This is a genomic window from Lysinibacillus sp. FSL M8-0216 (assembly GCF_038595555.1).
GTDB classification, from domain to species: Bacteria; Bacillota; Bacilli; order Bacillales_A; family Planococcaceae; genus Lysinibacillus; species Lysinibacillus fusiformis.
Genome location: NZ_CP152007.1, coordinates 3,825,516 through 3,839,126 on the forward strand (window position 1 = coordinate 3,825,516; position 13,611 = coordinate 3,839,126).

12 protein-coding genes are annotated in these 13,611 nt (G+C 37.1%); 5 read left to right on the forward strand and 7 right to left on the reverse strand.

Annotated features, from left to right (window positions below):
• Window positions 1-242: 242 nt before the first annotated feature.
• A complete protein-coding gene (gene pruA / locus MKX57_RS19025) occupies window positions 243-1,787 on the reverse strand; it encodes an L-glutamate gamma-semialdehyde dehydrogenase (RefSeq protein WP_036119850.1) in 1,545 nt (514 codons plus the stop codon).
• 145 nt (window positions 1,788-1,932) lie between these two features.
• Between pruA and MKX57_RS19030 the strand changes: the two genes are divergently transcribed.
• Complete coding sequence (locus MKX57_RS19030; RefSeq protein ID WP_008178156.1) at window positions 1,933-3,240, forward strand: sigma-54-dependent Fis family transcriptional regulator; 1,308 nt, start codon at window positions 1,933-1,935, stop codon at window positions 3,238-3,240.
• A 43-nt stretch (window positions 3,241-3,283) separates the two neighbouring features.
• Here MKX57_RS19030 and yugI read toward each other — a convergent pair whose 3' ends face one another.
• From yugI to MKX57_RS19045, 3 genes are all read right to left on the reverse strand, one after another.
• Entirely contained in the window at window positions 3,284-3,661 is a 378-nt protein-coding gene (yugI, locus tag MKX57_RS19035) for a S1 domain-containing post-transcriptional regulator GSP13 (protein WP_008178152.1), read from the reverse strand.
• Window positions 3,662-3,745: 84 nt separating this feature from the next.
• The gene (locus tag MKX57_RS19040; protein ID WP_342550521.1) at window positions 3,746-5,383 is read right to left on the reverse strand and encodes a hypothetical protein; all 1,638 of its coding nucleotides are present in this window, start codon (window positions 5,381-5,383) and stop codon (window positions 3,746-3,748) included.
• Window positions 5,376-5,924, reverse strand: coding sequence for a sigma-70 family RNA polymerase sigma factor (locus MKX57_RS19045; protein WP_008178147.1), 549 nt, complete (start codon window positions 5,922-5,924; stop codon window positions 5,376-5,378). Before MKX57_RS19045 ends, MKX57_RS19040 begins: the two co-directional genes overlap by 8 nt.
• 222 nt (window positions 5,925-6,146) lie before the next feature.
• Here MKX57_RS19045 and MKX57_RS19050 point away from each other — a divergent pair, with 222 nt between their 5' ends.
• Window positions 6,147-7,487 carry a sodium-dependent transporter gene (locus MKX57_RS19050; RefSeq protein WP_008178145.1) on the forward strand — a complete coding sequence of 447 codons (1,341 nt, stop codon included), beginning with the start codon at window positions 6,147-6,149 and terminating at the stop codon, window positions 7,485-7,487.
• A gap of 83 nt (window positions 7,488-7,570) precedes the next feature.
• On the opposite strand, the gene MKX57_RS19055 is transcribed toward MKX57_RS19050, so the two are convergent.
• Window positions 7,571-7,831 carry a DUF1871 family protein gene (locus MKX57_RS19055; RefSeq protein WP_008178143.1) on the reverse strand — a complete coding sequence of 87 codons (261 nt, stop codon included), beginning with the start codon at window positions 7,829-7,831 and terminating at the stop codon, window positions 7,571-7,573.
• A 72-nt stretch (window positions 7,832-7,903) separates the two neighbouring features.
• Between MKX57_RS19055 and MKX57_RS19060 the strand changes: the two genes are divergently transcribed.
• Together MKX57_RS19060 and MKX57_RS19065 are read left to right on the forward strand one after the other, a co-directional pair.
• Complete coding sequence (locus MKX57_RS19060) at window positions 7,904-9,079, forward strand: MalY/PatB family protein (RefSeq protein ID WP_096364939.1); 1,176 nt, start codon at window positions 7,904-7,906, stop codon at window positions 9,077-9,079.
• Window positions 9,080-9,189: 110 nt separating this feature from the next.
• Window positions 9,190-10,611, forward strand: coding sequence for a hypothetical protein (locus MKX57_RS19065; RefSeq protein WP_089986173.1), 1,422 nt, complete (start codon window positions 9,190-9,192; stop codon window positions 10,609-10,611).
• Between the two features lie 40 nt (window positions 10,612-10,651).
• On the opposite strand, the gene MKX57_RS19070 is transcribed toward MKX57_RS19065, so the two are convergent.
• Both MKX57_RS19070 and MKX57_RS19075 read right to left on the reverse strand, forming a co-directional pair.
• Window positions 10,652-10,864, reverse strand: a complete 213-nt coding sequence (locus MKX57_RS19070) for a hypothetical protein (RefSeq protein WP_008178137.1) — start codon at window positions 10,862-10,864, stop codon at window positions 10,652-10,654.
• A gap of 22 nt (window positions 10,865-10,886) precedes the next feature.
• A complete protein-coding gene (locus tag MKX57_RS19075; protein ID WP_012292385.1) occupies window positions 10,887-11,474 on the reverse strand; it encodes a peptidylprolyl isomerase in 588 nt (195 codons plus the stop codon).
• Window positions 11,475-11,711: 237 nt separating this feature from the next.
• Between MKX57_RS19075 and MKX57_RS19080 the strand changes: the two genes are divergently transcribed.
• A complete protein-coding gene (locus MKX57_RS19080) occupies window positions 11,712-13,562 on the forward strand; it encodes a transglycosylase domain-containing protein (RefSeq protein WP_107922473.1) in 1,851 nt (616 codons plus the stop codon).
• Window positions 13,563-13,611 lie beyond the last annotated feature (49 nt).

A 13,611-nucleotide genomic window follows, 5' to 3' on the forward strand; every position in this document is an offset into this window, starting at 1 on the left:
CTATTCTCTCCTTACTAAATGATGATAAAAAATCTATGCAAGAAAGGACTATGTATTTCTGTAAGTAGAATAATTAAGAATTTAGCAACAATTCAAACGATCAATTTGCAAACTCTCCCCAAGTAACTACATAATTGGCTACGATATTAGCCAACGGTCGTATTACTTGGAGAAGTTCCACAAATTCTGTCACAATGCTTCATTTACTACTTAATTAAAATAGCCCTAACGTCAATGTAAAATTAAAGCATTTCTGAAGTTGTTTTTGCTTGCATGTGAAGTTGTAGGTAGTCTGGGCCACCAGCTTTTGAGTCTGTACCTGACATGTTGAAACCACCAAATGGTTGGTAGCCAACAATCGCACCTGTACAGCCACGGTTGAAGTAAAGGTTTCCAACATGGAATTCTTCACGTGCTTTTTCTAAGTTTACGCGGTTTGTCGTAATGACAGCACCTGTTAAACCGTATTCTGTATCGTTAGCAATTTCAATCGCTTGATCGAAATCTTTTGCTTTTGCGATCGCTACTACTGGTCCGAAGATCTCTTCTTTCATAATACGTGCAGAAGGCTCTACGTCAGCGAATACGGTTGGTTGTACGAAGTAACCTACTGAATCATCCGCTGTACCACCAGCTACTAGACGACCTTCGCCTTTACCGATTTCGATGTATTCCGTAATTTTATTGAATGCTGCTTGGTCAATAACCGTTGCCATGAAGTTGCTGAAATCTGTTGGATCTCCAACTGTTAAAGCGTTTGTTAACTCTTCTACACGGTTTACCACTTGGTCATACACATCTTCTACGATAACAGCACGAGAACATGCTGAACATTTTTGACCAGAGAAACCAAAGGCTGATTTCACGATTGATTGTGCAGCTAATTCAAGATCTGCTTCTTTATCAACAACGATTGTATCTTTACCGCCCATTTCAGCGATTACGCGTTTGATCCAAATTTGACCATCATTTAGGACAGATGCACGTTGGTTAATACGTAAGCCAACATCACGTGAACCTGTGAAGCTGATGAAACGAGTTTTTGGGTGATCAACTAAATAGTCACCCACTTCAGCACCAGAACCTGGTACAAAGTTAACAGCTCCTGCTGGAAGACCTGCTTCTTCTAATACTTCGATAAATTTATACGCCACTACTGGTGTTGTAGAAGCTGGTTTTAGTAATACTGTGTTACCTGTTACTAAAGCAGCTACTGTTGTACCAGCCATGATCGCAAATGGGAAGTTCCAAGGTGAGATGACGATACCAATTCCTAGTGGAATATAGTCATAACGGTTGTATTCACCTGGACGGCTTTCTACTGGCTGACCGTTTTTAATACGTAGCATTTGGCGACCATAGTATTCTAAGAAGTCGATTGCTTCTGCTGTATCTGCATCAGCCTCTGCCCATGGTTTCCCTGCTTCTTTTGTTAATAATGCTGAGAATTCGTGTTTACGACGACGAATAATAGCGGCTGCTTTGAAAAGAACATCAGCACGAATAGCTGGATCAACCTTTTTCCAAGTTTTGAATGTTTCATCTGCTGCTTGCATAGCTTTTTCAGCTAAATCTTTGCTCGCTTTTGACACACGGCCAATAACTTCTGTTTTCTTTGCAGGATTGTACGAAACGATTTTATCTTCAGTTGTAATACGCTCGCCACCGATAATAAGTGGGTAGTCTTGCCCTAAGTAACCTTCAACTTTATTTAAAGCCTCTACATAAGCATTGTAGTTTGCCTCTTGTGAAAAATCTGTGAATGGTTCGTGTTTGTATGGAATCATACTTAATCCTCCCTTGTGAGATATATTTGGGTATGCAAAAAACATTGACGCAAAATATTTTTGCGTATAAAATATTCTTACACTTATTATAATGCAAAATTTCGTTGCATATTTCAAGTAAAAAATTTTTGAGGTGCACATTTTTATGAAAAATTCTGAACCTTTACTACCTTTTTATGAGTTTATTGCAACAAATGTATCCGTTGGTATTCATGCAGTAGACCTATCCGGCAAGACGATTATTTATAATACAAAAATGAAAGAAATTGAAGGATTCCATTTTGATGAGCTAGCGGATCGTTCGATTATTGAAATGTTTTCCTTCCGTCAGCACGAAAGTACCTTAATGCGTGTATTACAAACTGGAAAGAAAGAAATTAATGTCAAACAATCCTATTGGAATAAAAATGGGCATGAAATTACAACCATTAATGATACTTTTCCACTTATTGTAGATGGAAAACTGATTGGGGCAATAGAATTTGCGCGTGATATTACATCATTAGAAAAGCTTGTTTATCAACCCCTTCGTCGATATGATGAGCCTTTGACGTTCGACATGATAAAAGCTGAATCTGAAGCAATGAAGCAGGTCATCGAAAATGCTAAAAAAGCAGCGGCTGTAAAATTACCAGTATTATTAATTGGGGAATCTGGCACAGGCAAGGATTTAGTGGCTGAAGGTATTCACCACGCTGCTTCACCAGATCCTGAAGCCTTTATGACTCTTGTTAGTCGTCGTTCCGCTCAATCAGTGCTTGATAAATTAAATCAGCTTTTAGAAGAAGATAAAGACTATACCTTTTTCTTTGAGCGCATTGATTTTTTAAGCTTAGATATTCAAGAGCAATTATTAGATATACTCCAGTCCCTACCGCAGTCCAAGTACATGTTAATTGGCAGTGTAGGTAGCGACCCGATTACATTAATTGCTGAAAAAAAGCTGTCCAAATCACTTTATTATTTCTTTGCAACGATGGCTATTACTATTCCCCATTTAACTGATCGAAAAGAAGATATTCTCCCATTTGTGGATGATTATTTTAGCCGACATCGAGAACGATTTGCTTCACAGGTTACAGAGCTAGCACCAGATGTACAGGAATTATTCTTACAATATGATTGGCCTGGCAATTTAAAGGAACTCGAGTTACTATTGGATGAAATTGTTTCATTTATGACAATAGAGTCTACGGTAACCTCCGATTTATTGCCGCTGCATTTCCGCTTCAAGGTACAGCAGCAAGATACCAACAATCGTGAACCTGAATTCTTTATGTTCCATCAAAATCATGATGTCATGCCATTAGATGCTTATTTGCGCGAAGCCGAATCATATTATGTGCAAAATGTCTTAAATTTATATGAGGGCAATATTACAAAAGCCGCGAATGCACTTGGGATGAGTAGACAAAACCTTCAATACCGAATCCGAAAAATAAAAAAGCAATAACATAAAAACGAGGATACCTTCACGTTGAAAGTATCCTCGTTTTTTATTGTCCAGATTGTTCAATCCAGTCCTGTAATTTATCTTTTAAGGAATTAAAACCATTCGCATCCGATTCATCTACACGGTCCTGCAATGATTTGCGTGGTGGTGCTTCTTTTTTTCTAACTGTTGCAGGGCGTTCCTGTAGCGCTCTCATCGATAAACTAATTTTTTCGGCCTCTTCATCGATTTCAAGTATCTTGACCTCTACTTCTTGCCCAACAGCTAAAAATTCACTAACATCCTTCACAAAGCCGTATGTTATTTCCGAAATATGCACAAGGCCTTGCGTATTGTCATCTAATGCAACAAATGCACCGTATGGTTGAATACCTGTAACTTTTCCGGTCAACACGTCTCCTAATTCATATTTTTTTACCATAACCTTTGCCCACTTTCTTTTGGTTTGCTACGTATATATCGGTTAAATTATAACATACGTGTAAAATCGGGGCAAAAAATCTCCTTACTCAGAAATGGCTGTAATGATGCAACGTTTTTCACCTTTTCCTATAGTCTCTGTACCTAATTGGAAGGTTAAGCGTTGGCCAATCAGTTGAACTGATTCTGGCTTAACACCAGCTTTAATGGTTGTTTGAGAATCATCTGTTGCATAAAGAATTGTAAAATGTTCCATACCCTCAAATTGAACCATTTTACTCAAATCTACTTCTTGAGACAATAACCGTTTAGCTGTTTCTTGATCACCTTTTCCGTGTGCATATAAGAATAGGCTCACAACATTCATTGGGTTTAATGAATCTAGGATGGTATCATCTTTACTTGACGTATATGCATTGTATAAACCTTCCGTTTGGATAATCCAGCGGGTATCAATTTGAAAACCTGTTGAACCATCATATATTTCTATATAAACTTCATTACTTAAATATGAAAGCTCTATCCCAATATCCTGTCTTGTTAGTTTGTCTATGGTTTTGGATGTTCCTTCTCTCTTAAATTCTTCGAGGATGAATTGTGCGGTCAAACGCATCGATTCCCCATACTTCCCATTTGCCGTATCATTTAATAGCTTTATATGCTCGGGTGAGTATATAATTTTATCATCAATACCTTTTAATAATACAAGCCATCCATTTTCAAACTCTTTCTTTAAATTGCGTAATTGAAGATCGAGGTATGAATTTGATAGATCATTGACTAATGTTCTTTCGTACAATTTTAAAATACGAGCAGATTCTTCTGCAGAAAAACGTAAATTCTCACCATTGAATAAAGAGCCCGTAGCCAAATATTTAAAATAGCCTAATACATCAGGATGAAGACGGTCAATAGATACTGGTGCATCTTTCATAAAAATTAGATTTGGTCTAAAACTATAGTCTTGCCCATCATAAGACAACTCAAAATATTGTTTTTTGGCCGTTGCAATTAATTGATTTAGTTCTTTAGGATAATCTTTCTTTTTTTGTGACAGTACCTTATTGTATTGGGAAAGTTCATTTGTATAATATTGCAAAACTTCTTTCATTGGGTGGTAATATATGCTAAAGAAATATCTAGACTGGCCAAATGACATCGGGTTTTCGTACGTTTCAATTCGCTCAATCAGTTCTCGAGGTGTATGCAAACTGTCTAGTATCTCTTGCTCTAACTGTGTTAAATATTTAGGATCATAAGCCAATTTATTTAGTACTATTTTTTTATTTTTAGCTTTATCATTGTATTTATATTCAGCAGATTCAACAAACGAGAGTTTTTTAAAGTATTCCTCAGGTATGTTTAGCTCAATACGTGTTTTTTCACGTTTCTCTTGATACTTTTTTTGTAAACTAGATAACCAATCTTCATAGGTACTTTCAATCTTTTCTTCATCTGATTGAACGAATGCTGAAGGAGGGAGCATGTAAGATGAAATTAATATACCTACCAAAAGCACACTGGCAATGCTAGTGATCCATAATGCCGATTTTTTCCATTTCGCAGAAGGATTTCGAACCATATTGATGCTTTCTAAAGATTCCCTTGTTTCATCTTCGACTTCAATTTGCTGAAGAACATGCTGTGGTTCTAACTTTGATTCCATTCGCTCATAGGATTTTTTCAGTAGTGCCATACGTTGATTAAATTGTTTATCATCCATTTTCAACACTCCCCTCTTGCATTAATGCTGCCTTCAACTTTTCTTTCGCACGTAATAACCGTACCTTAACCGTTGATAATGAAATATTTAAAACCTCTGCGATTTCTTCATATTTTAGCTCGTGGAAATAATACAGTACGATAGGGTACCGATATTTTTCATCTAAGGCTTGAATAGCATTGTGTAAGAGTTTATCTTCTTCAAATAATAGAACATCGTCTTCAGCAGAGAGGAAAATGGTTTGCCTTTGCGCATTAAGCTTGTCCTCTTTTGCCAGCTCTCTCTGTTCCTTACGATAATAATCACGTGTAGCATTCAATGTAATTTTATAAAGCCACGTCGTAAATCGATCCTGTTTAAATTGATGTAAAAAGCGATACAGTTTAACAAATACCTCCTGTGAAACATCTGCTAAATCATTGCTATGTACGCCACACTGAAAGGCAAACTTTTCAACTGTTTGTTGATGAATTCGAATAAGATCGATATAGGCTTCTTTGTCCCCTTGCTGTGCCCTAACTATTAATTCAGCCTCCTCCAAGGCAATCCCCTCCTTTTGTTTATGGAACGACAGAACCTCCCTAATTGTTACATATTAAGGATGTTATTTACTCTTAAAGGAGGAACCTTACTAAAACGCCATCACACGCTATATAAATTGGCTCTTAATGGAGAAATCGCCCCCATCAATATTCTGATATTTGCTTGTGTTATGAAAATATTGGGGTAAAATAAAACTTTAGTACAAGGAGGCTTTATTTTTGTGTCATCGAGAGATCAATTTACAACTAAAATTGGGTTTATTTTAGCTGCTGCCGGAAGTGCTATAGGGCTAGGAGCCATTTGGAAATTCCCTTATATGGCTGGTACTAATGGTGGTAGTGTCTTCATCTTATTATTCATTTTATGTACATTCTTTATCGGCTTACCAGTACTCATTGCAGAGTTTATGATTGGTCGTCGTGGACAAAAGGATGCTGTCACATCCTTTAAAGAACAAGCACCAGGAAAGCCTTGGTATTTAATTGGTTGGGGTGGTATGGTCATTGCAGGCCTTATCTTATCTTTCTATAGTGTTGTAGGTGGGTGGATTTTAAGCTATTTGGGCCGTGCCTTTACGTTTAAGCTAACGAATGCAGGTTCTAACATCAACTACGCAGATTTATTTGACCATATAATATCGAGTCCATTTGAAGCAGTGCTTGTGCAAGGGCTATTTATGTTATTGACAGTAGTCATTGTATCAGCCGGCATTAAAGGTGGCATTGAGAAAGCCAGCACATGGATGATGCCGCTCTTATTTATTTTCTTCATTATATTAGTCATACGCTCTTTAACATTGGATGGTGCAATGGAAGGCGTTAAATTTATGTTTGTGCCTGATTGGTCTTACTTGAATGCTGAAACATTTTTAATGGCATTAGGACAAGCATTTTTCTCATTAAGTGTTGGTATTGCTGTGATGATTACCTATGCTTCATATCTATCAAAAACCGAGAAAATTGGTAACTCAGCAATCAATGTAGCGTCCATGAACATAATCATCTCTTTACTTGCTGGTCTTGTTATTTTCCCAGCAGTATTCGCACTTGGCTATACACCTGATCAAGGACCCGGCCTCGTATTTATTATTTTGCCAGCTGTTTTCGAGCAACTGCCTCTCGGTGGTCTATTCTTAACCATCTTCTTTATATTATTACTATTTGCCACAGTTACATCTTCCATTTCCATGTTAGAAATTGTCGTGGCAATTGCAATTGGAGATAAACCAGAAAAAAGAAAAAAAATTGCCTGGATTGGTGGCATCATTATCTTTATTGTTGGTATTCCTAGTGCGCTGTCATTTGGTATACTATCAGATGTGAAGATGTTAGACCGTTCTATTTTTGATTTTGTTGATTTTATGACCAACAATATTGGAATGCCTATTGGCGCTCTGCTAATATCAATTTTTGCAGGTTATTATTATACAAAAGATATTTCTCGTAAAGAGCTAGCCGCATCTAATTGGATGTTTACAATTTGGTACATGTTAATTCGCTATGTGTCCCCAATTGCTATATTAATTATTTTCATTCAAGGTATTTTACCAATATTTAAATAAGGATATAGAGCCTCTATCATGTCAATGCAAAAAGAGGTTGTCGTAGGACAACCTCTTTTTTTATAGGAAATATGCAAAATATTTTAAATAATACATTTTGCTTCAAATTTAATAGCAATCAGTTTGTAAGAGATGGCTACACAATCCTCAAAAGGAATCCATTGCTCAAACGAATGCTCATATGTTTCTTGAATTACTTTTGCAAGCGTAGATGGATCATCGATTCCTTGCAATGCCGCTACAACATCTGCTGTTTCCGTATCATAATGGTCTGGACCTAAGTGGAATGGATCCCACTCCTCTAGCAGATGGACAGCTGCTTGATTCATTTTTACATTTTCCAAAATACTCACCTATTATCCTTTGATCATAATCGTATGATACCATAGTAAATAAAAAAGAAAAGAGTGATTTGCTTGTCTATTTTTGATCAAACTATCAAACGTCGTTGTACAAACTCCGTAAAATGGGACGCAATGAAAATGGTTTATGGACTAAACGATGCGTCCGATATCTTGCCAATGTGGGTAGCTGATATGGATTTTGCTGCTCCAACAGCCGTTTCAAAAGCATTGCAGAAACATGCTGAACGCACTATTTTTGGTTATAGCTTTATTAGTGAGGAAGCAATACAGTCAATCGTGGACTGGCAAAATACTCGTCATGATTGGCAAATTGACAAGGATTCCATCGTATTCTGTAATGGTGTTGTGGCTGCCTTAGCAAATAGCATTGTTGCCTTTACTAATCCGGGAGATAAAGTCCTTATTTCCACACCTGTTTATCCACCATTTTTTAACATACCAAAAAGCAATGGGCGCGAAGTGGTAAGCTGCCAACTAGTTGAAAAAAATGATGGTACATTTATCGTTGATTTTGAAGCTTTTGAACAGGCACTAGCTCAAAATGTCAAAGCCTACATATTATGCAATCCTCACAATCCTGGCGGTTATGTATGGGACGAAGCTACTTTAAAGGAAATTGTACGACTCTGTGCTCAATACGATGTCGTTATTATTTCAGATGAAATTCATGCTGATTTAATGATAAATGGTGAAAAACATATTCCTATTGCCAAAGTAGCAGGCGATGAAATCAATCGTATTGTAACGTGTATGGCTCCTACTAAAACATTTAATTTAGCAGGTATTCAGGTTTCCTATATGATTGTGCCAGATAAGAACAAACGTCTACAGCTTGAAGCCGTGAATATGGCAAGTGGACAAGGTTCATTAAATACTTTTGCCTCTGTAGCATTGCAGGCTGCGTATACGGAAGGTTCCCCTTGGCTAGATGAATTGCTGCCGTATGTTTCAGCAAATATGGATTATGTCAAAGAAGAGTTAGAGCAGATTCCAGGCATTCGCATCATTAAACCACAATCCACTTATTTAATATGGATTGATTATAGAGAGCTTAAGCTTGAAGAAAAAGATATTATGAACCGACTATTAGAAATTGGTAAACTGGCATTAGAGCCAGGGACAAAATACGGTGAAGAGGGTCAAGGCTTCTTACGTATGAATGTAGCTTGTTCATTTGAAACAGTACGAGACGGCGTAGAGCGCTTTAAAAAAGCGTTTGAACAATAAAAGCAAGAGAAGGAATCCCGATTATTTAGGATTCCTTCTTTTTAGATGTTTAAAATCCTTAATATGTGGAAAAGTTTCTTAACAATCGGATGGAAAAAGGGGTGTTTTCAATGGACTTAGTTCCTTTAATAATTCAGCGTGCCTATATGACATTCTTGTTTCCCTTCGCCTACCAAACAAAAGATCGGCAAAAGATTGGTAATATCCTTTTAGAAGAAGGGTTTTCTTTTTTTGAATTGAACAATATTACTCTTGAAAATACCTTTTATGGAGACATAACAATCATACATGAAGAGCTTGCCCAATTTTTTTATCCCTTTCTTGAAGACAAATTATTCCCAAACAAAATGGATAGCCCAGACTTTCTTCGTTTCTCAAAAGCATTTTATACACAAGGGGCCTTACACCATCAAGAAAATTGTATAAACTATGAGCTTATGAGCATCGATGTAACGCTATGCCCTTTCGGCAATGGCATCGTCACTGTACGAACAAGCATTGACACCCCTTATGACATTAGTGATATTTTAAATTTCATTCATTACTTTAGGGTGCTGGAGGCAAAATTGCGAGAGGAAAAGGGAGCAAGTCACCATTTCTCGTTCGGTCATTGTGATTCTACGAGTGAGCTATTATTTAACTATTTTATCCCCTTCTTAAAGCCTTTTTTACAGCACCACCAAGATCATAGGTATGAAGGATTGCCCTTTTTTGAAGATGAACGAATGTTTTCCTCAGCCTATTTAATGTGTGATGAACAAGCAGAACTTTTACCTGAGCATCTTTTTCGATTAGGGCAAGTAGATGGAAGAACACCTGATGGCAAACCCTTTATTTCAAGCACAAATTCTCAATATATTTCAAACTATGTACAGGAACACGCCCATACACGCTGGGCACCCAATAGTTATATTATCTCTTCAGCGCAGGCGCAAATGACACTTACAAATAAGCCATTTAAACATTGTTCACATAGCATTCAGGAGTTTATGGGTACTCACTATTATAATTTGTTCATTCATTATTTTTATAAAATGATGCTCTTAAAGCTATCCTACGAATACAGTGAAATAAAGTGGGGAAAAGATAAACAAATTGTCAATGAATTAATCGAACTAATCACAAAGTTTTCTGCACGTTATTATTTCGAAGAAGTCGTTGTTCGGACTGAAGGTCGGGAAATTTCTCAAATGCTACGAAAGCATTTCCGTATCAATGAACATTATGTAGAAACAAAAGCGACATTGAACAGCTTATATCGAACACAAGAAGATCAGTCGGATAATCGAAGTAATAATTTACTATTTATTTTAACTGTATTTACGGTTATATCCGGTATATACGGAATGAATTTAGTCATTGAAGAATGGAAGGACAGTAGTGATTTAGATAGTGTTTGGAGCTATACGCCGTTCGAATGGGTTGCCTTTATTACCGCCATGAGCGGGATTGGCCTATCCATTGTACTCGTTTGCTTCAATGCCTTCAAAACACTACAAAACATCGTTCGTCGTTCTAAAAGAAAAATTTAAATAAAAGAATCTGTCTCCATTGGAGGCAGATTCTTTTTAATTAGACATTTTGTTGGTTGTTTGTACTTTTCTTTTCTGCTAGTATACGTGCTTCAATTTCTTTTGATTTAATTTCCTGTTTCTTAGAAATTTTACGGAAAAGCGTAAACACGACTACACACAAAATAAGCATGATTAAAAATTCAAATGCTGCTGGAATATATCCTGATTTATCTTCAGGGAAATATAAAAATTGATACATTAAGTTTTCCATGCTCTACACGTCCTTATAATTATTATTCAAAGACTGTAATTGACTCAATTTTCACATCTTCTAATGGCTTATCACGGGGATCTTTTTCTACATCCGCAATTTTATCCACAATATCCATTCCTTCTACAACATGACCGAATACAGTATGTTTATGGTCTAACCAAGGTGTACCGCCATTTTGTGCATAAGCTTCGATAATTTCCTCTGGGAAGCCTGCTCCCTGTAATTGACGAAGCATATCGCTTGGAAGATGTTTCATTTGAACGATAAAGAATTGAGAACCATTTGTGTTTGGACCAGCATTAGCCATTGATAGCGCACCGCGTAGGTTAAACAATTTATCTGAGAATTCATCTTCAAAAGAATCTCCCCAAATTGATTCTCCGCCCATACCTGTTCCAGTTGGGTCCCCACCTTGAATCATAAAGTCTTGAATAACTCGGTGGAAAATGATGCCGTTATAATAACCTGATTTAGCATGACCCAAAAAGTTTTCAACAGTTTTTGGTGCAAACTCTGGGAACAATTTAATTTTAACTGCCCCTAATGTTGTGTTCATTTCTACAAGCACTTCGCCTGCTTGTACGTCTGTTGTTAATTGTGGAAACATGGAAGTCTCTCCTTTAATGATAATTTTCAGTTTCAATGAAAAAGATGACAATTCATCCTTCTTGACCTCATTTTAGTCTAACATACTTCCGATTGGTTTTCTTCATCAAAGTATTGACGATTTATGCACTTTTAACTTCCTCTCTCAAAACAAAGGAAATAGGTCTGACCGAGTATTTGGAATCAATCCAAAATATGTTATTCTGTTGAAGGATTCATAGAAAGAGTGGAGGCACACATGAAAAAGGCTTTTGGTTTTTTTATTATACTTCTTTCCTTACCTGTTCTATGGTGGATTAGCACAAACATACGAACAGAAATCAATACCGCACAAGCACATGAGGAACAAATTACACAGGCTATTCATTTACCTGAAGTACAACCTCAGCTTCCTGTAACACTTACGGACCAAAATGGGCAAACATTTAGTGAGGAATATGTCGAATGGCGGCAGCCACTAACATTACAAGAAATTCCACAAATTGCCCAGGAAATATTCATTGCAAGTGAGGATGCCGACTTCTACGAACACATCGGCTTTGATTTAAGTGCTATTATGCGTGCAGTAGTCGCCAATTCAAATACGAGTGCTAGCTCACAGGGTGGCAGTACGATTACACAGCAGCTTGTTCGAATGCGTTATTTATCTGATGAAAAAACATATGAACGAAAATTAACCGAACTTTTTTATGCTTATGAATTAGAAAAAGAGTTCGATAAAGAAGCAATTTTAACGATGTATCTTAACGAGTCCTATTTTAGCAATCAAGTTTACGGAATTGGTGGAGCAGCCACTTATTATTTTCAAAAGCCACTCCAGCAATTATCAATAGCTGAAATTGCTTTTATTGCAGCAATTCCTAACAACCCGTCACTTTATAACCCTTTAAAAAACTTTGATCAAACTAAAGCACGTCAAGAACGCTTATTAGATACACTTGCCGTGAAAGGTAGCATTACTAAGGAAGATGCGACGACTTATAAGGGAGAACCTATTACATTGCATATTAAGGATAAAATACAAAGCTATCCTATGTATGGCACTTACGTTCTTCAAGAATTAAAATGGTTAGTTGCAGAAAAAGAAGGCTATGCGGATCGACTTAACAATACAGACAATGAGGAAGAAAAGAAAAAAATTAAGACACAATTAGACAATCGACTTGATACATTATTTCAAAATGGACTCATAATTAACACTGCATTGGATCCACAAAAACAGCAGCATGATGAGCAACAAATGACCGCTACCTTAGGTGCCGGTTCATTGCAAGCAGCAGGTGCTGTTATTCACAACCAATCCAGAGAGATCGTTAGCTTATATGCAGGAAAAAACTATGAAAAGTTTGATTATCATCGCGCATTTCAAGGAACACGTCAGCCAGGTTCCGCCTTTAAGCCACTGGCCGTCTATGCTCCTTTCTTTGAAACAACCACACATACACCGGATTCAATTGTAAATGGTGGTAGTTATTGTGTCGGATCCTTCTGCCCTCAAAACTATGGGGGGTACAAGTATGGGGATGTGTCGCTACGCACTGCGTTTCGACATAGCTATAATACATCGGCACTGCGACTCTTCCAGACAGTTGGCGTTGATACAGCATTTCAATATTTAGATCGCTTCCATTTCCGCTCCATTGTAGAAAAGGACTATAATTATGCCGCTTCCTTGGGCGGGCTTACTTATGGTGTAACAGCATTAGAACTAGCAGATGCCTATACAAGCTTTATTGATGGATCTTATGTTCTAGCCCATAGCATTCGTAAAGTTACAGCTTTAGATGGAACAGAGCTCTATAGTTGGGATACACAGCGTGATCAAATTTGGTCTCCTAAAACAGTAAAATACATGCGTGAGTTACTTGCCGATGTTGTGATGAACGGTACGGGACAGGGAGTCTACAGTAATAGCAGCTATGTTGGTGCCAAAACAGGGACAACGAATGACTATCGAGACTATTGGCTTGCCGGACTTAATGATACCTATACAGCTGCCGTATGGATTGGATATGATAAGCCTCAATCCATGCAAAAATTAGAAGAATACAAAATTCATCATCAATTATTTAATGTTTTACTTGAGTAAGATAAGTGGTTTGGATGTAATGATCACAAAAGGGAGCAGAAAGAGATTT

Excerpts from the sequence above, each read along its gene's own strand:
- MKX57_RS19065 (WP_089986173.1), top strand. The coding sequence starts at position 9,190 with ATGGACTTAGTTCCTTTAATAATTCAGCGTGCCTATATGACATTCTTG.
- MKX57_RS19030 (WP_008178156.1), top strand. The coding sequence starts at position 1,933 with ATGAAAAATTCTGAACCTTTACTACCTTTTTATGAGTTTATTGCAACA.
- MKX57_RS19080 (WP_107922473.1), top strand. The coding sequence starts at position 11,712 with ATGAAAAAGGCTTTTGGTTTTTTTATTATACTTCTTTCCTTACCTGTT.
- yugI (WP_008178152.1), bottom strand. The coding sequence starts at position 3,661 with ATGGTAAAAAAATATGAATTAGGAGACGTGTTGACCGGAAAAGTTACA.
- MKX57_RS19070 (WP_008178137.1), bottom strand. The coding sequence starts at position 10,864 with ATGGAAAACTTAATGTATCAATTTTTATATTTCCCTGAAGATAAATCA.
- pruA (WP_036119850.1), bottom strand. The coding sequence starts at position 1,787 with ATGATTCCATACAAACACGAACCATTCACAGATTTTTCACAAGAGGCA.
- MKX57_RS19075 (WP_012292385.1), bottom strand. The coding sequence starts at position 11,474 with ATGTTTCCACAATTAACAACAGACGTACAAGCAGGCGAAGTGCTTGTA.
- MKX57_RS19040 (WP_342550521.1), bottom strand. The coding sequence starts at position 5,383 with ATGGATGATAAACAATTTAATCAACGTATGGCACTACTGAAAAAATCC.